At 64.6% G+C, this 19,291-nt stretch carries 16 protein-coding genes; 4 read left to right on the top strand and 12 right to left on the bottom strand.

From position 1 onward, the window contains the following. The first annotated feature begins 30 nt into the window (after positions 1-30). Positions 31-996 carry a tyrosine recombinase XerC gene (locus K3F49_RS29105; RefSeq protein ID WP_234684327.1) on the top strand — a complete coding sequence of 322 codons (966 nt, stop codon included), beginning with the start codon at positions 31-33 and terminating at the stop codon, positions 994-996. A gap of 90 nt (positions 997-1,086) precedes the next feature. Next, positions 1,087-1,680: a DUF4337 domain-containing protein gene (locus K3F49_RS29100; RefSeq protein ID WP_234684326.1), complete on the top strand. Its 594-nt coding sequence runs from the start codon at positions 1,087-1,089 to the stop codon at positions 1,678-1,680. Between the two features lie 136 nt (positions 1,681-1,816). Here the strand turns inward: K3F49_RS29100 and K3F49_RS29095 are convergent, their stop codons facing one another. From K3F49_RS29095 to K3F49_RS29040, 12 genes are all read right to left on the bottom strand, one after another. Next, positions 1,817-2,347, bottom strand: coding sequence for a hypothetical protein (locus K3F49_RS29095; protein ID WP_234684382.1), 531 nt, complete (start codon positions 2,345-2,347; stop codon positions 1,817-1,819). 34 nt (positions 2,348-2,381) lie between these two features. Then, positions 2,382-3,782: a dihydrolipoyl dehydrogenase gene (gene lpdA / locus K3F49_RS29090; RefSeq protein ID WP_234684325.1), complete on the bottom strand. Its 1,401-nt coding sequence runs from the start codon at positions 3,780-3,782 to the stop codon at positions 2,382-2,384. Between the two features lie 38 nt (positions 3,783-3,820). Beyond that, complete coding sequence (locus K3F49_RS29085) at positions 3,821-4,582, bottom strand: SDR family oxidoreductase (RefSeq protein WP_234684381.1); 762 nt, start codon at positions 4,580-4,582, stop codon at positions 3,821-3,823. A gap of 55 nt (positions 4,583-4,637) precedes the next feature. Beyond that, entirely contained in the window at positions 4,638-5,882 is a 1,245-nt protein-coding gene (gene odhB / locus K3F49_RS29080; RefSeq protein ID WP_234684324.1) for a 2-oxoglutarate dehydrogenase complex dihydrolipoyllysine-residue succinyltransferase, read from the bottom strand. Between the two features lie 166 nt (positions 5,883-6,048). After that, the gene (locus K3F49_RS29075; protein ID WP_234684323.1) at positions 6,049-9,006 is read right to left on the bottom strand and encodes a 2-oxoglutarate dehydrogenase E1 component; all 2,958 of its coding nucleotides are present in this window, start codon (positions 9,004-9,006) and stop codon (positions 6,049-6,051) included. A 137-nt stretch (positions 9,007-9,143) separates the two neighbouring features. Continuing rightward, positions 9,144-10,028 (bottom strand): succinate--CoA ligase subunit alpha, encoded by an 885-nt coding sequence (gene sucD / locus K3F49_RS29070; RefSeq protein WP_234684322.1) that lies wholly within the window; start codon positions 10,026-10,028, stop codon positions 9,144-9,146. Positions 10,029-10,063: 35 nt separating this feature from the next. Next, complete coding sequence (locus K3F49_RS29065) at positions 10,064-10,543, bottom strand: DUF1579 family protein (RefSeq protein WP_234684321.1); 480 nt, start codon at positions 10,541-10,543, stop codon at positions 10,064-10,066. A 4-nt stretch (positions 10,544-10,547) separates the two neighbouring features. Further along, positions 10,548-11,744, bottom strand: coding sequence for an ADP-forming succinate--CoA ligase subunit beta (gene sucC / locus K3F49_RS29060; RefSeq protein ID WP_234684320.1), 1,197 nt, complete (start codon positions 11,742-11,744; stop codon positions 10,548-10,550). Between the two features lie 214 nt (positions 11,745-11,958). Beyond that, complete coding sequence (mdh, locus tag K3F49_RS29055; protein ID WP_094972741.1) at positions 11,959-12,927, bottom strand: malate dehydrogenase; 969 nt, start codon at positions 12,925-12,927, stop codon at positions 11,959-11,961. A gap of 229 nt (positions 12,928-13,156) precedes the next feature. After that, complete coding sequence (gene zapE / locus K3F49_RS29050) at positions 13,157-14,344, bottom strand: cell division protein ZapE (RefSeq protein WP_234684319.1); 1,188 nt, start codon at positions 14,342-14,344, stop codon at positions 13,157-13,159. Positions 14,345-14,585: 241 nt separating this feature from the next. Continuing rightward, on the bottom strand, positions 14,586-15,122 hold the full coding sequence (gene thpR, locus K3F49_RS29045; protein WP_234684318.1) for an RNA 2',3'-cyclic phosphodiesterase: 537 nt from the start codon (positions 15,120-15,122) through the stop codon (positions 14,586-14,588). A gap of 174 nt (positions 15,123-15,296) precedes the next feature. Beyond that, positions 15,297-15,932, bottom strand: coding sequence for an arylesterase (locus K3F49_RS29040; protein WP_234684317.1), 636 nt, complete (start codon positions 15,930-15,932; stop codon positions 15,297-15,299). Positions 15,933-15,987: 55 nt separating this feature from the next. On the opposite strand from K3F49_RS29040, the gene K3F49_RS29035 reads away from it, so the two are divergent. Both K3F49_RS29035 and K3F49_RS29030 read left to right on the top strand, forming a co-directional pair. Further along, positions 15,988-16,710 carry an ABC transporter ATP-binding protein gene (locus tag K3F49_RS29035; protein WP_234684316.1) on the top strand — a complete coding sequence of 241 codons (723 nt, stop codon included), beginning with the start codon at positions 15,988-15,990 and terminating at the stop codon, positions 16,708-16,710. Then, the gene (locus tag K3F49_RS29030; RefSeq protein WP_234684315.1) at positions 16,707-19,277 is read left to right on the top strand and encodes an ABC transporter permease; all 2,571 of its coding nucleotides are present in this window, start codon (positions 16,707-16,709) and stop codon (positions 19,275-19,277) included. Before K3F49_RS29035 ends, K3F49_RS29030 begins: the two co-directional genes overlap by 4 nt. The last annotated feature ends 14 nt before the right edge of the window (positions 19,278-19,291 follow it).

Below are 19,291 nucleotides of genomic sequence, written 5' to 3'. Positions count from 1 at the left end.
TACTGTGCGGAATCATTCCGTCCAGAGCGCATGAGCAAAGCCGCCGCCCCACCTATCGAGCTCGCCAGCGCCGATCCCTCGATCGCGCAGGAGATGGCGCGCTGGCTCGCGCATCTCGGCGCCGAGCGGCGGCTGTCGCCGAAGACGCTGGAGGCCTATGGCCGCGACCTGCGGCAGTGCCTGGATTTCCTGTGCAGCCATTGGGGCGAACGCGTGACGCTGGCGCGTTTTGCGTCGCTGGAAGCCACCGATATCCGAGCCTTCATGGCGATGCGGCGTGCCGACGATATTGCGGGACGTTCATTGATGCGCGCGCTCGCGGGCCTGCGCTCGTTCGGCCGCTTCCTCGAGCGCGAGGGCAAGGGCAAGGTCGGCGCACTCTCCGCCATCCGCGCACCGAAGGTCGCAAAAACCTTGCCGAAGCCGCTGCCGATGGCATCGGCAAAGCGCCTGGCCGACGCCGACGAGCGCGCCGGCGAGGATCGCGAGACCTGGATCCTGGCGCGCGACGCCGCCGTAATGGCGCTGCTCTATGGATCGGGCCTGCGCATTTCCGAAGCGCTCGGCCTGAAGCGCCGCGAGGTGCCGAAGCCAGGCGAGGGCGACGTGCTTATCGTCACCGGCAAGGGCAACAAGACCCGCATGGTGCCGGTGCTGCAAAACGTGCTCGCGCTGGTGCAGGACTATGTCGCGATGTGCCCGCATACGCTACCGCAGGACGGGCCGATCTTCGTCGGCGCGCGTGGCGGTCCGCTGAGCCCGCGCATCATCCAGCTCGCGATGGAGCGGCTGCGCGGTGCGCTTGGGCTACCCGACAGCGCTACGCCGCACGCGCTGCGGCATTCTTTCGCCACGCATTTGCTGTCGCGCGGCGGCGACCTGCGCGCGATCCAGGAATTGCTCGGCCACTCCTCGCTCTCGACCACGCAGATCTATACCGGCATCGATTCTGAACGGCTGCTGGAAGTCTATGCGAGCGCGCATCCGCGCCGGTGATTCCTGACATCAAGCTGTCATCGCTAGCATGCCTCTTGCGCGACGCCCGCGGTTCGGTCAATCGTTGGGAACCGACACAGGAGGGGACTCATGAGCGCACATGAAAGCATGGAGCACGCCGAGCATGCCGAGCACGCATCGGGCGAGAACAAGAAGATCGCGCTTCTGATCGCGGTGCTGGCGTTGTTCCTGGCGATCTCGGAAACGCTCGGCAAGGGCGCCCAGACCGAGTCCATTGCCAAGAACGTCGAGGCCTCCAATCTCTGGGCGTTCTTCCAGGCCAAGAGCATCCGCCGCACCGTCGTCCAGACCGCTGCCGACCAGGGCAAGCTGACGCTGGGCGCCGCCACCGATGACGCCATGAAGGCCGCCGTGCAGAAGCAGATCGACGACTGGCAGAAGACCGCGGCGCGCTACCGCTCGGAGCCCGAGACCGGCGAAGGCACCGAGCAGCTCGCCGAGAAGGCCAAGGAAGCCGAGCATCAACGCGACGAGGCGACCGCGAAGTATCACCACTTCGAGCTGGCGTCCGCCGCCTTCCAGATCGGCATCGTGCTGGCGTCGGCCACCATCATCACCGGCATGCTGCCGCTCGCCTGGATCGCCGGCCTGCTGACGCTCGCCGGGCTCGGCATGACCGTACTCGGCGCGTGGGCACCGCATTTGTTGCATCTGCACGGGTGAGGGGCTGCGGCCAGCGCTCTCACCGCGTCATTGCGAGGCGCGAAGCGACGAAGCAATCCAGACCGTCACCGCGGAAAGATTCTGGATTGCTTCCCTGCGCTCGCAATGACGAAGGATAAAGGCGAGCCCGCCGCCCTCAGCGCGCCTCGTGCACGCTCTTGCGAAAGCGCTGGATCAGACGGAGCGTGCGCGAGGACCAGCCTTCGCCGTTGCCCTTGATCAGCTCGCGGATGCGGCGCTTGACCGGTTCGACCAGCTCGGTCGCCTTGGCGCGCACTTTCAACACGAGCTCATAGAGCCGCTCGAACCAGTGCATCTCCAGAAGCTTGTCGCGCGTGACGTCAAACACGAAAGCGGTCACACCGACGCCGAGCATCTTTGCGAACAGGATCGTGAAGACCGCGCTGGTCCAGTATTCATGCGTGAGCAGCCACAGGCCGACCAGCTTGAGCGGAAACAGCGGGATGATCGGGACGGCGAAGACGATCAACGTCATCGCAGGCGATAGTGCGTCAACGCGCTCCGACAACCACTCCTTGAACCGGGCGAGCGGGATCAACGCGACAACACGCGCGACGATCGGCTCGCAATGGTCCCAAAGCCAGGCCTCGATCAAAAAGATGATCGCCAGCAGGACCCAGACCGGTTGAAGTAGGCGGCGCAGCATGTGTTTCCCGCCCGATTCAGCGCTGGGCGCGATGCTACATATGGATGGCCCGCTTGCCGACTGCAAGCGCGGCTTCCTTGACTGCCTCGGAGCGGGTCGGATGCGCGTGGCAGGTGCGGGCGAGATCTTCCGCACTGCCACCAAACTCCATGAGAACGCAGGCCTCATGGATCATTTCGCCGGCCTCGATGCCGATGATGTGCACGCCGAGCACACGATCCGTCTTCGCATCTGCGAGAATCTTCACAAAACCGTCGGTGGTCTGATTGACCTTGGAGCGGCCGTTGGCGGTAAAGGGAAACTTCCCGACGGTATAAGCCACGCCCGCCTGCTTGAGCTCGTCCTCGGTCTTGCCGACAGAGGACACTTCCGGGGTGGTATACACGACGCCTGGGATAACGTCGTAATTCACGTGGCCGGCCTGGCCCGCAATGATCTCCGCAACCGCCACGCCTTCATCCTCGGCCTTGTGCGCGAGCATGGGGCCGGCGACGACATCGCCGATGGCATAGACGCTCTTGAGGCTGGTGGCGAAATGCGGATCGATCTGCACCCGGCCGCGGGGATCGAGCGCAACGCCGGCTTCCTTCAGACCCAGGCCATCCGTGTACGGCACGCGGCCGATGCAGACGAGCACGACGTCGGCCTCGAGCGTCTCGGCGGCGCCGCCGGCGGCGGGCTCGATCGTCGCCTTCAGCGTCTTGCCTGAGGAGTCGACCGCGGTGACCTTGGCGCCGAGCTTGAACGCAAAACCCTGCTTCTCGAGAATGCGCTGGAACTGCTTGGCGATCTCGCCGTCCATGCCGGGCAGGATGCGATCCAAAAATTCGACGACGACGACTTCGGCACCGAGCCGCTTCCACACCGAGCCGAGCTCGAGGCCGATCACGCCGGCGCCGACGATGAGAAGCTTGCCGGGGACCTTGTCCAGCGACAGCGCGCCGGTCGACGACACAATGCGCTTCTCGTCGATCTCGATGCCCTTGAGGCGCGCGATGTCGGAGCCGGTCGCAATCACGATGTTCCTGGTCTCGATCACCTGCGACTTGCCGTCGGCGGAGACTTCGACCTTGCCGGTGCCCAATATCTTGCCGGTACCCTTGAGCACGTCGACCTTGTTCTTCTTCATCAGGAACTCGACGCCCTTGACGTTGCCGTCGATGCCCTGCTGCTTGAAGTTCATCATCGTCGGCAGATCGAGCTTCGGCGCGGAGACGCTGACGCCCATCTTGGCGAAGGAGTGGCCCGCTTCCTCGAACATCTCGGACGCGTGCAGCAGCGCCTTTGACGGCATGCAGCCGACATTGAGACAGGTGCCGCCGAGTGTGGCGTTCTTTTCGACCACGGCGACTTTCATGCCGAGCTGGCTTGCGCGCACCGCGCAGACATAACCGCCAGGTCCGGTGCCGATGACGACGAGATCGTAGGTAGCCATGAGAGAAAGTCCCGTAAGTTTAGCGTTGTGAGGATGTGTCAGCGTCCGCCGGACACATCGAGAGTAGCTGCGGTAACGTAAGAGGCCTCGTCCGACATCAGCCAGACGATGGCGTTGGCGATTTCATCGGCGGTGCCGACGCGCTTCATCGGCACCATATGGGCCAGACGATGGTGCCGATCGGGCTCACCGCCGGAGGCGTGAATATCGGTGTCGATCAGGCCGGGACGAATACCGGCGACGCGAATACCTTCGCTTGCGACCTCATAACCGAGGCCGGTGGTGAAGGAATCGATCGCGCCCTTCGACGCCGCGTAGTCGACATAGGTGTTGGGCGCGCCGAGCTTGGCAGCAACCGATGACAGATTGACGATGACGCCGCCCTTGCCGCCATGCCTGGTCGACATCCGTTTCACCGCCTCGCGCGCGCAGAGGATCGAGCCGGTGACGTTGACCGCCAGCACGCGCTGGATACGCTCGGCCGACATCTCGTCGACGCGCACGCCGCTCTTGCCGACGATGCCGCCATTGTTGACGAGCGCGGCAAGCGTGCCGAACTTGTCGGCGGCCTTGAACAGGTCGAGGATGTCGCTTTCCTCGGCGACATCGCATTTCACTGCGATCGCCTTGCCGTTGCCGGCCTCGATCTCGGCGACCACCTCGTCGGCGGCCTTCTTGTTGCTGGCATAGCCGACCACGACGCGGTAGCCGCGCGCGGCCGTCGCAAGCGCGGTCGCCCGCCCGATGCCGCGGCTGCCGCCGGTGATGACAACGACCTTATCCGTCACGCGCGCCTCCATGGTTCGACATACGCCGTCGCGCATCATGGCGACGGCGCTTGCAGAGCATCAGGGATCAGAGGTCCAGCACCAGCCGCGCCGGATCTTCCAGGCTCTCCTTGACGCGAACCAGGAAGGTGACGGCTTCCTTGCCGTCGATGACACGGTGATCGTAGGACAGCGCCAGATACATCATCGGGCGGACCTCGACCTTGCCGCCGACGACCATCGGGCGATCCTGGATCTTGTGCATGCCGAGGATGCCGGACTGCGGCGCGTTCAGGATCGGGGTCGACATCAGCGAGCCGTAAATGCCGCCATTGGTGATGGTGAAGGTGCCGCCCTGCATCTCGTCGATCTTGAGCTGGCCGTCACGGGCGCGGCGGCCGAAATCGGCGATGCCCTTCTCGATGTCGGCGATCGACTTGTTGTCGCAATCGCGCACGACCGGCACGACGAGGCCCTTGTCGGTGCCGACGGCGACGCCGATGTGGTAGTAATTCTTGTAGATCAAATCGGTGCCGTCGATCTCGGCGTTGACCGCCGGGATGTCCTTCAGTGCCTGCACGACGGCCTTGGTGAAGAAGCCCATGAAGCCGAGCTTCGAGCCATGCTTCTTCTCGAACGCATCCTTGTAGTGCGCGCGCAGCGCCATCACGTTGGTCATGTCGACCTCGTTGAAGGTCGTCAGCATGGCCGCGGTGTTCTGCACGTCCTTGAGGCGGCGCGCGATGGTCTGGCGCAGCCGGGTCATCTTGACGCGCTCTTCGCGGGCGGCGTCATCGGCAGGCGAGGCGCTGCGCACCTGCACGGCGGCGGCAGGCTGGTTGACCGGGGTCGGCGCAGAGGCCGCACGCTCGATCGCGGCGAGCATGTCGCCCTTGGTGACGCGGCCGTCCTTGCCGGAGCCCGGAACGGTCGAGGCATCGACGCCGGTCTCGGCGGAGAGTTTTCGCACGGACGGGGCGAGCGGCGCATCGGCAGGCGGCGCCTTCGGCGCGGCGGGAGCAGCAGCCGGAGCCGCAGCGGCGGGCGCCGGAGCCGCAGCGGGCTTGGCGGGCGCGGCGGCGGGCTTTGCACCGGCAGCACCATCGGTGATCTGGCCGAGCAGCGCGCCGACCGCAACGGTCGTCCCGTCAGCAGCGACGATCTCGCTCAGCGTGCCTGCGGACGGCGCCGGGACTTCGATGGTGACCTTGTCGGTCTCGAGCTCCACCAAGGGCTCGTCGACGGCGACGGCATCGCCGGCCTTCTTGAACCAGCGGCCGATGGTGGCCTCGGTGACGGATTCGCCGAGCGTCGGCACACGAATTTCAGTCATGGTCTTTTCCTTAAGGAGATCGCGAGTGGCGGTCATGAATTCCGGATGTCACGGCCGACGAAAAGCAGGCCATCCAGCAAAGCGGGACGCATCGCATTCACGAGAACGTCGCGACTTACTGGATGCCCCGCTTTTTTGAGCGGGGCATGACGCAGTTTGAAAGAGTTCAGCTCAGTGCTTCGTCCAGGAACGCCTTCAGCTGCGCCTGATGCTTGGACATCAGACCAGTGGCGGTCGCGGCGGAAGCGGCGCGGCCGACATAACGCGGACGCCGGCTCACACCGTGCACCTGGTTCAGCACCCATTCCAGATAGGGCTCGATGAAGTGCCAGGCGCCCATGTTGCGCGGCTCTTCCTGGCACCAGATCACTTCGGCCTTCTTGAAGCGCGACAGCTCGGCCACCAGCGCCTTCAGCGGCACCGGATAGAGCTGCTCGACGCGCATCAGATAGATGTCGTCGATGCCGCGCTTCTCGCGCTCCTCGTAGAGGTCGTAATAGACCTTACCCGAGCACAGTACGACACGGCGGATCTTCTCGTCCGGAACGAGCTTGATCGGCTCGTTCGGCAGCATCTGGGCGTCATCATACAGGATGCGGTGGAACGTCGTTCCCTTGGCGAGCTCCTCGAGACGCGAGACCGCCCGCTTGTGACGCAGCAGCGACTTCGGCGTCATCAGGATCAGCGGCTTGCGGATCTCGCGATGAAGCTGACGGCGCAGCACGTGGAAGTAGTTCGCCGGCGTGGTCGGGTAGACCACCTGCATGTTGTCTTCCGCGCACATCTGCAGATAGCGCTCCAGACGCGCCGAGGAGTGCTCCGGTCCCTGGCCCTCATAGCCGTGCGGCAGCAGGCAGACGAGACCGGACATGCGCAGCCATTTGCGTTCGCCCGAGGAGATGAACTGGTCGAACACGACCTGCGCGCCGTTGGCGAAGTCGCCGAACTGGGCTTCCCACAGCGTCAGCGTGTTCGGCTCTGCGAGCGAATAGCCGTATTCGAAGCCGAGCACGGCTTCTTCCGACAGCAGCGAGTTGATGACCTCGTAATGGCCCTGCTCATGGCCGAGATGATTGAACGGCGTGTAGCGGCTCTCGTCCTCCTGGTCGATCAGGACCGAATGACGCTGCGAGAAGGTGCCGCGCTCCGAATCCTGGCCTGACAGGCGCACGTGATGGTTCTCGTTGAGCAGCGTGCAGAACGCCAGCGCCTCGCCGGTCGCCCAGTCGATGCCGGCGCCGGTATCGATCGCCTTGGCGCGGTTCTCGAGGAACCGCTGGATGGTGCGGTGGACGCGGAAGCCGTCCGGCACTTTGGTGATCTTGCGGCCGATATCCTTCAGCTCGGCAACATCGACGCCGGTGACGCCCCGCCGCGCATCTTCCTCCTGGTCGGCGATCTTGAAGCCGGCCCATTTGCCGTCGAGCCAGTCGGCCTTGTTCGGCTTGTAGCCGGAGCCGGCTTCGAGCTCGGCATCGAGCCGCGCGCGCCAGTCCGCCTTGGCCTTGTCGACTTCGCCCTCGGTCAGCACGCCTTCACTGATCAGGCGGCGGGCGTAGAGCTCCAGCGTCGTCGGATGCGCCGCGATCTTCTTGTACATCACCGGCTGGGTGAAAGCCGGCTCGTCGCCCTCGTTGTGGCCATGCCTGCGGTAGCAGAACATGTCGATGACGACGGGCTTGTGGAATTTCTGCCGGAACTCGGTCGCGACCTTCGCGGCGAACACCACGGCTTCCGGATCGTCGCCGTTCACGTGGAAGATCGGCGCATCGATCATCTTCGCCACATCCGACGGATAGGGCGAGGAGCGCGAGTAACGCGGATACGTGGTGAAGCCGATCTGGTTGTTGACGATGAAGTGCACGGAGCCACCGGTGCGGTAGCCCTTCAGGTCCGACAGGCCGAAACATTCGGCGACCACGCCCTGGCCGGCGAACGCCGCGTCGCCATGCATCAAGAGCGGCATCACCGAGATGCGCTGATCCGGCGGATCACCGTGCTGGTCCTGCTTCGCGCGAACCTTGCCGAGCACGACGGGATCGACGATCTCAAGATGCGAGGGATTTGCGGTCAGCGACAGATGGATGCGGTTGCCGTCGAACTCGCGGTCCGAGGACGCACCGAGGTGGTACTTGACGTCGCCCGAACCTTCTACCGCGTCCGGGTTCGCCGAACCGCCCTTGAATTCGTGGAACAGCGCGCGATGGGCCTTGCCCATCACCTGGGTCAGCACGTTGAGGCGGCCGCGATGCGGCATGCCGAGCACGACTTCCTTCACGCCGAGATTGCCGCCGCGCTTGATGATCTGCTCGAGCGCGGGGATCAGCGATTCAGCGCCATCGAGGCCGAAACGCTTGGTGCCGGTGAACTTGGTGTCGCAGAACTTCTCGAAGCCTTCGGCTTCGACCAGCTTCATCAGAATGGCGCGGCGACCTTCGCGGGTGAACGAGATCTCCTTGTCCGGACCCTCGATGCGTTCCTGGATCCAGGCCTTCTGCGCAGCATTGCTGATGTGCATGAATTCGACGCCGAGCGTCTGGCAATAGGTGCGCTCGCAGATCGCGGTGATTTCACGCAAATTGGCGTATTCGAGGCCGAGCACGTGATCGAGGAAGATCTTGCGGTCGAAATCGGCTTCGCTGAAGCCGTAGGTGCGCGGGTCGAGCTCTTCGCGGTTGCGCGGGGCTTCGATGCCGAGCGGATCGAGCTTGGCGTGGAAGTGACCACGCATCCGGTAGGAGCGGATCAGCATCAGCGCGCGGACGGAGTCGCGCGTGGCCTGGAGCACGTCAGCGGAAGAGGCGTCCGCTCCCTTGGCCTGCGCCTTGGCGGCGATCTTGGCGCCGACCGCCTTCTCGACCTCGGCCCAGTTACCGTCCAGCGCGGAGGTCAGATCATCCTTCGGCGTCAATGGCCAGTTGGCGCGCTCCCAGGACGGGCCCTCGGCATTCTTCCGGACGTCGGTGGGCTGGTCGTTGAGGCTCTTGAAGAACTCCTGCCACTCGGCGTCGACCGAGGATGGGTCCTTCTCGTAGCGGGCGTAGATTTCGTCGATGTAGGTGGCGTTGGTGCCCTGCAAAAAGGATGAGAGGGCAAAGGCTGCGTTCGCGTCCTGGCGAGACATACTTGAGTTCCTGGCGATTTCGGTTCGCGCATAACAAACGGCGCTCGCGCTGAGCTCCCCGGCAGAGGCTCAGCGCGACAGGCACCATTTATCCTATTTGCTGCGAAACTTCGCCCGGAAAAGTACGAAGGAGTGAATTAGCCTTTCAATTTTTCGGCAAGCGTGTGGCCGAGGCGGGCGGGAGACGGCGACACTGTAATCCCTGCAGATTTCATCGCGTCGGTCTTAGAACCCGCGTCACCCTTGCCGCCCGAGATGATCGCACCGGCATGGCCCATGCGGCGGCCGGGAGGTGCGGTCACGCCGGCGATAAAACCGACCATCGGCTTCTTGCGTCCACGCTTCGCCTCGTCCTTGAGGAACTGGGCCGCGTCCTCCTCGGCGGAACCGCCGATCTCGCCGATCATGATGATCGATTCGGTCTTGGGGTCGGCCAGCAGCATTTCGAGGACGTCGATGAACTCGGTGCCCTTGACCGGGTCGCCGCCAATACCGACCGCCGTGGTCTGGCCGAGCCCTTCCTGCGAGGTCTGGAACACGGCCTCGTAGGTCAGCGTGCCAGAGCGGGAGACGATGCCGACGGAACCGGTCTTGAAGATGTTGGCCGGCATGATGCCGATCTTGCACTCGCCGGCGGTCATGACGCCCGGGCAGTTCGGCCCGATCAGGCGCGACTTGGAACCGGCCAGCGAGCGCTTCACGCGCACCATGTCGATGACCGGGATGCCTTCGGTGATGCAGACGATCAGCGGGATCTCGGCGTCGATGGCTTCGCAGATCGCGTCGGCCGCACCCGGCGGCGGAACGTAGATGACCGATGCATCCGCGCCGGTCTTCTCACGCGCCTCGCGCACGGTGTCGAACACCGGCAGGTTCAGATGGGTCGAGCCGCCTTTGCCCGGCGACGTGCCGCCGACCATCTTGGTGCCGTAGACCATCGCGGCTTCGGAATGGAAGGTGCCGTTCTTGCCGGTGAAGCCCTGGCAAATGACCTTGGTGTTCTTGTCGATCAGGATGGACATGAGGACTGCTTTCGCGAAACTAACAGAGTGAGAGGTCAGTGGATGCGGCGGTAGACGCCAGTGAGCACGTCAGCCCAGCCTTCCGCGTCCGGCGAGAACTGGATCTTCAACGAGTAGGAATTGTCGTCGATGATCTCGTAGACGTGGCGCGCATTGCCGCGGAGCGAGCCGCGCACCAGCGTCAGGGTCTTGCCGACCCACCCGCCGGAGGCGGGCGAGGGCGGCGTGTAGCCGAGTGAATCGTACCAGAACAGTTTGTAGGTCCGATCGTCGCGGTCCCAGGTGAAGATGCCGTGGGTGGCGAAGATCTGCTTGCCGTCACGCATCTGCACCGAGTCCTGGATCAGATAGAAGCCGTTGAGATCCATGCGCGCCACGGTGTGCGAGGTGGCCGGCCCCCCTGCCGTCCAGCGCGACGGAAAGACCACCTCTTCACCATTCCATTCGCCGGCGAACGCGGCGAGACGCGTATGCTCTGCAAGCGGGGCTGATGCGGAGAGATGGTCTTGGGTCATGGCGTTAGCCTCCCTTGACGGCCTTCACGATCTTCTGCGCGGCGTCGTCGAGATTGTCGGCCGGTACCACGTTCAGGCCGGATTCACGGATGATCTTCTTTCCGAGCTCGACGTTCGTACCTTCGAGGCGAACCACCAGCGGCACGCTGAGACCGACCTCGCGCACGGCGGCGGTGACGCCCTCGGCGATCACGTCGCACTTCATGATACCACCGAAGATGTTGACCAGGATGCCCTTCACGTTGGGATCGGCGGTGATGATCTTGAACGCAGCCGCGACTTTCTCCTTGCTGGCGCTGCCGCCGACGTCGAGGAAGTTCGCCGGTGCCATGCCGTAGAGCTTGATGATGTCCATCGTCGCCATGGCGAGACCGGCGCCGTTGACCATGCAGCCAATGTTGCCGTCGAGGGTGACGTAGTTGAGGTCGTACTTAGACGCCTCGATTTCCTTGGCGTCTTCCTCGGTCTCGTCGCGCAGCGCGAGCACTTCGGGATGACGGAACAGCGCGTTGTCGTCGAACGACACCTTGGCGTCGAGCACGCGGAGCTGGCCCTGCTTGGTCACGACCAGCGGGTTGATCTCCAGCATCGACATGTCCTTGGCGACGAAGGCCGCGTAGAGCTGCGCGGTGAGCTTTTCCGCCTGCTTGGCGAGATCACCGGAGAGCTTCAACGCGTTGGCGACGGTGCGGCCGTGATGGCCCATGATGCCGGTCGCGGGATCGACCGAGAAGGTCACGATCTTCTCGGGGGTGTTGTGCGCGACGTCCTCGATGTTGACGCCGCCCTCGGTCGAGACCACGAACGAGACGCGCGAGGTCTCGCGGTCGACCAGGATCGAGAGGTAGAATTCCTTGTCGATGTCGGAGCCGTCCTCGATGTAGAGGCGGTTGACCTGCTTGCCGGCGGGGCCGGTCTGGATCGTCACGAGGGTGGCGCCGAGCATCTGCTTGGCGAATTCGGTGACCTCAGCGGCCGACTTGGCGATGCGGACGCCGCCCTTGTCGCCGGCCGAGGCTTCCTTGAACTTGCCCTTGCCGCGGCCGCCGGCATGGATCTGACTCTTCACCACCCAGACCGGGCCTGGGAGGGCCTTGGCGGCAGCTTCCGCGTCAGCGGCCTTCAGGACCGGAACGCCCTTCGAGATCGCTACGCCGAACTCGTTCAGCAGCGCTTTGGCCTGATATTCATGGATATTCATATGGTCGCTCCCTGAACCCGCGGGCGGAGACCCCTAGGGGCCCACCTCAGTCTTGTGGCTGGCATACCATATACCACAGGAACTGCAACCCGGATTCTTTGACATCGAAATCGCGGAACCGGAACCCGCCCAGTCTTCAGCAAGTGTTGCAGCCGGGGTCCGGAAATGAAACCGCCGAAGACCGGGTTTCGATCTTCGGCGGGATTGTTTGCCCTTAGCGGCCGAGAAGATCGGGTGCGATCTTTTTGCAGGCATCGACGAGGCCCTGCACCGCGCCCACCGACTTGTCGAAGGCTTCGCGGTCCTTGCCGGCGAGCTCGATCTCGACGACGCGCTCGACGCCCTTGGAGCCGATCACGACGGGGACACCGACATACATGTCCTTCACGCCGTATTCGCCGTTCAGGTACGCGGCCGAGGGCAGCACGCGCTTCTTGTCACGCAGATAGCTCTCGGCCATCGCGATCGCAGAGGCCGCGGGCGCATAGAAGGCCGAGCCGGTCTTGAGCAGATTGACAATCTCGGCGCCGCCGTTGCGGGTGCGGTCGACGATCTCGTCGAGGCGCGCCTGCGAGGTCCAGCCCATCTTGACGAGGTCGGGCAGCGGGATGCCGGCAACGGTGGAGTACTTCACCAGCGGCACCATGGTGTCGCCATGACCGCCGAGCACGAAGGCGGTGACGTCCTCAACGGAGACGTTGAACTCGTCGGCCAGGAAGTAGCGGAAGCGCGAGGAATCCAGCACGCCGGCCATGCCGACGACCTTCTTGTGCGGCAGGCCCGAGGCCTTCTGCAGCGCCCAGACCATCGCGTCGAGCGGATTGGTGATGCAGATGACGAACGCGTCGGGGGCGTACTTCTTGATGCCGGCACCGACCTGCTCCATGACCTTGAGGTTGATGGAGAGGAGGTCGTCGCGGCTCATGCCGGGCTTGCGCGGCACGCCGGCGGTGACGATGCAGACCTTGGCGTTATCAAGCGCTTCATAGGAATTCGCGCCGGTGTAGTGCGCGTCAAAACCGTCAACCGGCGAGGACTGCGCGATGTCGAGCGCCTTACCCTGCGGCACGCCCTCGGCGATGTCGAACATCACGACGTCGCCCAGTTCTTTCAGGCCGATGAGGTGAGCCAGCGTTCCGCCGATCTGACCGGAGCCAATCAAAGCAATCTTGTCGCGCGCCATGTGAACCTGTCCTTTAGACACGTGAGGAGGGAAAAACTGAATGGGTGGTTATCCCTTTCGCTTCCGCCGTTCAAGTCGGCGGATGCCCAATTGTCGGGCTTGCCGCGTATACAAGCGCAACCCTGTCATTCCCGCCCGCGCGCGGACGTTAACCCGAAAGTCACGCACCGGATTTCGAGCTTGCCGGCGAAGGCGGACGCCCCGGAATGACAGCGCTGGCAAATAGGACTTAAGTCTCCACCAGGCCCTTGGTGGAGCCGCTGGCGGTGGAATCCTTGCGGCCGTGAGGCAGCGCCAGATAGGATTCCGAACTCATCTCGATCAGGCGCGACGAGGTCCGCTTGAACTCGTTGGCCTCGTTGCCCTCATCGGCGAGATAGAGCGAGATCGGGTTGGCATCGGCCGAAGCCATCAGCTTCACGGCATTGTCATAGAGTGTGTCGATCAGCGTGATGAAGCGCTTGGCGGCGTTGCGCTGAGAGATATCCATCACTGGAATATGGTCGACCAGGATGGTGTGATAGTCGTGCGCCAGCCTGAGATAGTCGGATGCGCCGAGCGGCTTCTCGCAGAGATCGGCGAACGGAAACCGCGCCACGCCATCGGCCGAGCACGGCACGTGCAGCGTGCGGCCCTTGATCGCAATATCACGCGACTTGCATTTGGCATTGCCGGTCATTTTCGACCAGGCACGGTCGAGCGCGGCGGCAGCGTCGCCGTCCGCCGGCGTCAGCCACATCGGCACGCCCTGAAGTTTCTCCAGCCGGAAGTCGGTGCGCGCATCGAGCCGCGAGACGTCCATGTGGTCGGTGATCTGCTTGATGAAGGGCAGGAACAGCGCGCGGTTCAGGCCACCCTTGTAGAGATCGTCGGGCGCGACGTTGGATGTCGCGACCACGACGGTGCCGAGCTCGAACAGCTTTGCGAAGAGACGGCCGAGGATCATCGCATCCGCGATGTCGGTGACGTGGAATTCGTCGAAGCAGAGCAGCCAGCTCTCCTCGAAGATCGCATGCGCGGTCAGCGCAATGACGTCGCCGTCGGCGAGCTCGCCGCGCGCGATGCTCTGGCGATAATCGTAGATGCGCTCGTGCACGTCGGCCATGAATTCGTGGAAATGCGCGCGGCGCTTGTGCTCGACCGTCGAGTGCTGGAAGAACAGATCCATCAGCATGGTCTTGCCGCGGCCGACCTCGCCGTGGATGTACAGCCCACGCGGCACGTCATCCTTGTCATTGCTGCTGAACAAGCGGGCGAGCAGCCCCTGCTTGCGCTGCGGCTTGTAGTTCGCGAGCCGCAGGTCGAGCGCCGCATAGGCCTCGGCCACCTCGGCTTGCGCGGCATCCGGCTCGATCGCGCCGGACGCCACCTGGGCCTGATACGCTTCGCTGAAGGAGGAATTTTGGGTGGAGAGCATGGCTCTTTACCGCCAGAGACCGGCGGAAATTGCAAGCCGTCAATTGGTGCGGGGCGCTATGCGTTCCGGGCCCCGGACGCGCTGCGGCGTGCCAAGAGCGCGTTCACGCGCGTCTACGTCGCGCTATGGCTGCTGCGCAGAGCCGGGATCCACTATTTCGTTCATCGATCGCTGAAAGATGGGTCCCGGCTCAGCAGTGCACCGCTTCGTGGCGCACTGCGTCCGGGGCACGAGAGCGTCTCTACTCACAAAGCTCGTACGCATCCTCGACCACATACGGTCCGCCACCGGTCGATGCGCGCGACGAGAACAAGACAAAACGCTCGGCCATGAACACCTTGCTCGGAAAGTAGCCGCGGATCGAGAGATAGTCGGCGACGTCACGGTCGGTGGCGTCGTGCAGCCGGGCCAGCGTGACATGCGGAATGAACTTGCGCCCTTCCGGATTGAGACCCATCCGCTGCATCATACGTTCGAGCTCGGCCTGCAAATCCATCAGCGGCTTACTCGGCGCGATGGTGGCGACCACCGCACGCGGCTTGCGGCCGCCGAAGCTCGTCAGCCCCTGCACCTTCACCTCGAACGGTTTGCGGTCGACGCGAAACAGCATCGCTGCGATCTCGTTGGCGGACATGCCGTCGATGTCGCCGATGAAGCGCAGAGTGACGTGATAATTTTCGGGATCGATCCACCGGGCGCCGGGAAGGCCGCCTCTCAGATTGGAAAGCGACTGGCCGATCTCGGCCGGAATTTCCAGACCGGTGAACAAACGCGGCATCGTTTCGTACTCCCGATGCTTGGGCACGATCCCTGGGAAGGAGCATGTCCAAATTTTAGAGCCGGTGACGAATCACCGGTACCCTGATTCCTATCGCAGTTGTGTGACTCTGCGAAGAGTGCCCAAGGCTACACCGGGAAAACCCTGGGTATTAGGGTTAGCGTTGCCTGCTTTTCAACGGCGTTGCTCGCCGATCGTGCGCAGGAATGCCTCTACGGTGGGCAGCATGTTGTTGACGATGATGTCGACGCCTTCAGCAGTCGGGTGAATGCCGTCGGACTGGTTGAGCCTGGCGTCGGCCGCGACACCGTCGAGGAAGAACGGATAGAGCGGCAGGCCGAACTGTTTCGACAGATCCGGATAAATCGAATTGAAGCGCGCGCCATAGTCCGCGCCGAAATTCGGCGGCGCCAGCATGCCACACAGCATCACGGCGATCTTGCGCGCCCTGAGACGTTGAACGATGTCTGTCAGCGCCGCGCGCGTCAAGTCGGGATCGATGCCGCGCATGGCGTCATTGGCACCGAGCTCGACGATGACGCCTTCGGTTCCGTCAGGCACCGACCAGTCGAGCCGGTCGCGGCCGCCGGACGAGGTGTCACCCGACACGCCGGCGTTGGTCATGTCAACGGCTATACCTTTGGTCTGCAAGGCTTTTTGCAGCTTGGCCGGAAACGCGTCCTGGGCCGGAAGGCCGAGACCGGCGCTCAGGGAATCGCCTAAAACGACAAGCTTGATCGGCTTTGTCGTCTCCGCCCGAGCCGGGTTCACGACCGTCATCAAAGCGAGCATCAACACGGCTATGTGCATGAAGAATCCGTAACGCCTCTCGACCGCGCGTGCGGAGTTGCCATATGACCGGACCATGGACAGTCGCATCGAATCCTCTTCGCTCGCCGGCACCGCGCCGGACACCATCGCCATCTCCAACGTCAATCTCTCATTGGGTTCGGGGGCGGCACGCGTTCACATCCTCAAGGATATCAGCTTGCGCGTCGGCTCGGGGGAGACGATCGGCCTGATCGGCCCGTCAGGCTCGGGCAAATCCACGCTGCTGATGGTGATGGCGGGGCTGGAGCGTCCTGATAGCGGAGAGGTGGTGGTGTCAGGCACGCCTTTCAATGCCCTCGACGAGGACGCGCTGGCCCGCTTCCGCGGCCGCCAGGTCGGCATCGTCTTCCAATCGTTCCATCTGATTCCGACCATGACGGCGCTGGAGAACGTCGCCGTGCCGCTTGAGCTCGCCGGCAATCCCGACGCCAACAAGCGCGCAGCCGAGGAGCTGCAATCCGTGGGGCTCGGTGATCGCCTGCATCATTATCCGACACAGCTCTCCGGCGGCGAGCAGCAGCGCGTGGCGCTTGCGCGCGCGCTGGCGCCCGATCCCGCCATCCTCGTCGCCGACGAACCGACCGGCAATCTCGACGAGACCACCGGCAAGCAGATCGTCGACCTGCTGTTCAACAAGCACGCCGAGCGCGGCATGACGCTGGTGCTGGTCACGCACGATTCCTCGCTCGCGCATCGCTGCGATCGCGTGATCCGCCTGCGCTCGGGCCGCATCGACACGCAGACGACCAGCGCATGAGCATAGCTGTCGCACCGTTTGCGAAGCCGAACGGCGTCGCGCTGTCGCTGCGCTATGCGCTCCGCGAATTGCGCGGAGGCCTGCGCGGCTTTTACGTCTTCATCGCCTGCATCGCGCTCGGCGTGATGGCGATCGCCGGCGTCGGCTCGGTGTCGGCAAGCCTGAGCGACGGCCTCGCGCGCGAGGGGCGCACGCTGCTCGGCGGCGACGTCTCGTTCGTGCTGTTCCAGCGCGAGGCCAAGCCGGAGGAAGTTGCCTTCCTGCGCTCGCGCGGCACCGTCTCGGTTGCGTCCACCCTGCGCGGCATGGCGCGCTCGGCCGAGGGCAAGCTGGCGCTGGTCGAGATGAAGGCGGTCGACGATAGCTATCCGATGCTCGGACAGCTCACGCTGGCGCCGCAACTCCCGCTGACCGATCTGCTCGCGGAGCGCGACGGCGCATTCGGCGCCGCCGCCGATCCGACGCTTCTTGCGCGTCTCTCCCTCAAGATCGGCGACCGCGTCACCATCGGCTCGGCAACTTTCCAGATTCGCAGCAGCGTCGAGGCCGAGCCCGACAAGCTCGCCGGTGGCATCGGTTTTGGTCCGCGCTTCCTGATCAGCGAGGCGGCCTTGCGCGCCACCGGGCTGATCCAGCCCGGCAGCCTGGTGCGCTGGGTCTATCGCGTCAAACTGCCTGATGCCGCCAACAGCGACCGTGCTACCGACGCGTTCATCGCGGACGCCCGCAATGCCGCACCTCAAGCCGGCTGGGAAGTCCGCAGCCGCTCCAATGCCTCGCCGCAGCTCGAACGCAATATCGGCCGCTTCACGCAGTTCCTGACCCTGGTCGGCCTCGCAGCACTGCTGGTCGGCGGCGTCGGCGTCGCCAACGCCGTGAAGAGCCATATCGACCGCCGGCTCGAGGTGATCGCGGCCCTCAAGGCCGTCGGCGCCACGGGGCGCGACGTGTTCGGCATCTATCTCGCGCAGGTCGTCCTGCTGGCTGCGATCGGCTCGATCATAGGGCTGGCGCTCGGCGCAGCGATGCCGTTCGCCATCGTCGGCCTGTTCGGAAAGCTGTTGCCGCTGCCGGTGGTGCCGGCCGTGCACGCCGACGAGCTCGCGCTGTCGTTCGTCTATGGCCTCCTGACCGCGCTCGCCTTCGGCCTGTGGCCGCTCGGACGCGTGCACGACGTGCCGGTCGCCGCGCTGTTCCGCGACACCATCGCTGCCGAATGGCACCGGCCGCGCTGGAGCTATCTCGTATTCATGGGCGTCGTCGTCGCCCTGCTGGTCGCGGTCGTGATCGGCCTGTCCTTCGACAAGCGCATCGCCGCGGTGTTCGTGGCTTCCTCCGTCGTCGTGTTCGCCGTGCTGCGCGGTGTCGCCGCCGTGCTGATGGCGATCGCGCGCCGGCTGCCGCGCACGCGCTTCACCATGCTGCGGCTTGCCATCGCCAACATTCACCGGCCGGGCGCGCTGACGCCCTCGGTCGTGCTCTCGCTCGGGCTCGGCCTCGCCGTGCTCGTCACCATCACCCAGATCGACGGCAATCTGCGCCGGCAGTTCCTGGCCGCGCTGCCCGAGCACGCGCCGGCGTTCTATTTCATCGACATTCCGAGCACCCAGGCCGCCCCCTTCGACGACTATCTGCGGCAGATCGCACCGGGCGCGAAGGTCGAGGACGTGCCTATGCTGCGCGGGCGCATCGTCGCCGCCCGCGGCGTCCGGGCCGAGGACCTCAAGCCCACCACCGATTCGGAATGGGTGCTGCAGAGCGACCGTGGCCTGACCTACACCGGCGAGTTGCCGAAAGGCTCCAAGGTGGTCGAGGGCGAATGGTGGGGCACCGATTATTCCGGCCCGCCGCTGGTCTCGATGGAGAAGAAGATCGCCGACGGGCTCGGCCTCAAGCTCGGCGACGAGGTCGTGGTCAACGTGCTCGGCCGCGACATCCCGGCGAAAATCGGCAATCTGCGCACCATCGACTGGCAGGGGCTCGGTATCAATTTCGTGCTGGTGTTCTCGCCGAACGCGTTCAAGGGCGCGCCGCACACCCACATCGCGACGCTGACGGAAGCCGGCGGCGATGCGACCGGCGACGGCAAAATCATCAAGCAGGTCGCCGACACCTATCCGATGGTGACGAGCGTGCGCGTGCGCGAGGTGATGGAGACGGTCGGCGCGGTCGTGACCAACCTCGCGCTCGCGATCCGCGGCGCCAGCGCCGTGACCCTGATCTCGGCGATCCTGGTGCTGGGCGGGGCGCTCGCCGCCGGCCATCGCCACCGGGTCTATGACGCGGTGATCCTGAAGACGCTGGGTGCCACGCGGCTGCGGCTGCTCGGCGCCTATGCGCTCGAATATCTCCTGATCGGCCTCGCGACCGCCGTGTTCGGCGTGATCGCCGGCAGCATCGCGGCCTGGATGATCGTGACGCGGCTGATGACGCTGACCTTCGTCTGGCAGGCCGGCAGCGCGGCCGGCGTGGTGGCCGCCGCCCTGGTCGTCACCGTCGGGCTGGGGCTCGCCGGCACGCTGCTGGCGTTGAACAAAAAGCCTGCCACGGTGTTGCGCAATTTGTGACAAAAGGTAGCGGG

Origin of the sequence: Bradyrhizobium monzae (assembly GCF_021458635.1) — a bacterium.
GTDB lineage: Bacteria > Pseudomonadota > Alphaproteobacteria > Rhizobiales > Xanthobacteraceae > Bradyrhizobium.
The sequence above is the reverse complement of the archived record's forward strand: the minus strand, read 5'-3'. Positions and strand labels throughout refer to the sequence as shown.

Bases quoted from the DNA above. Each gene is read 5' to 3' on its own strand.
- K3F49_RS29105 (WP_234684327.1), top strand. From the start codon at position 31: ATGAGCAAAGCCGCCGCCCCACCTATCGAGCTCGCCAGCGCCGATCCC.
- K3F49_RS29100 (WP_234684326.1), top strand. From the start codon at position 1,087: ATGAGCGCACATGAAAGCATGGAGCACGCCGAGCATGCCGAGCACGCA.
- K3F49_RS29095 (WP_234684382.1), bottom strand. From the start codon at position 2,347: ATGCTGCGCCGCCTACTTCAACCGGTCTGGGTCCTGCTGGCGATCATC.
- lpdA (WP_234684325.1), bottom strand. From the start codon at position 3,782: ATGGCTACCTACGATCTCGTCGTCATCGGCACCGGACCTGGCGGTTAT.
- K3F49_RS29085 (WP_234684381.1), bottom strand. From the start codon at position 4,582: ATGGAGGCGCGCGTGACGGATAAGGTCGTTGTCATCACCGGCGGCAGC.
- odhB (WP_234684324.1), bottom strand. From the start codon at position 5,882: ATGACTGAAATTCGTGTGCCGACGCTCGGCGAATCCGTCACCGAGGCC.
- K3F49_RS29075 (WP_234684323.1), bottom strand. From the start codon at position 9,006: ATGTCTCGCCAGGACGCGAACGCAGCCTTTGCCCTCTCATCCTTTTTG.
- sucD (WP_234684322.1), bottom strand. From the start codon at position 10,028: ATGTCCATCCTGATCGACAAGAACACCAAGGTCATTTGCCAGGGCTTC.
- K3F49_RS29065 (WP_234684321.1), bottom strand. From the start codon at position 10,543: ATGACCCAAGACCATCTCTCCGCATCAGCCCCGCTTGCAGAGCATACG.
- sucC (WP_234684320.1), bottom strand. From the start codon at position 11,744: ATGAATATCCATGAATATCAGGCCAAAGCGCTGCTGAACGAGTTCGGC.
- mdh (WP_094972741.1), bottom strand. From the start codon at position 12,927: ATGGCGCGCGACAAGATTGCTTTGATTGGCTCCGGTCAGATCGGCGGA.
- zapE (WP_234684319.1), bottom strand. From the start codon at position 14,344: ATGCTCTCCACCCAAAATTCCTCCTTCAGCGAAGCGTATCAGGCCCAG.
- thpR (WP_234684318.1), bottom strand. From the start codon at position 15,122: ATGCCGCGTTTGTTCACCGGTCTGGAAATTCCGGCCGAGATCGGCCAG.
- K3F49_RS29040 (WP_234684317.1), bottom strand. From the start codon at position 15,932: ATGCACATAGCCGTGTTGATGCTCGCTTTGATGACGGTCGTGAACCCG.
- K3F49_RS29035 (WP_234684316.1), top strand. From the start codon at position 15,988: ATGGACAGTCGCATCGAATCCTCTTCGCTCGCCGGCACCGCGCCGGAC.
- K3F49_RS29030 (WP_234684315.1), top strand. From the start codon at position 16,707: ATGAGCATAGCTGTCGCACCGTTTGCGAAGCCGAACGGCGTCGCGCTG.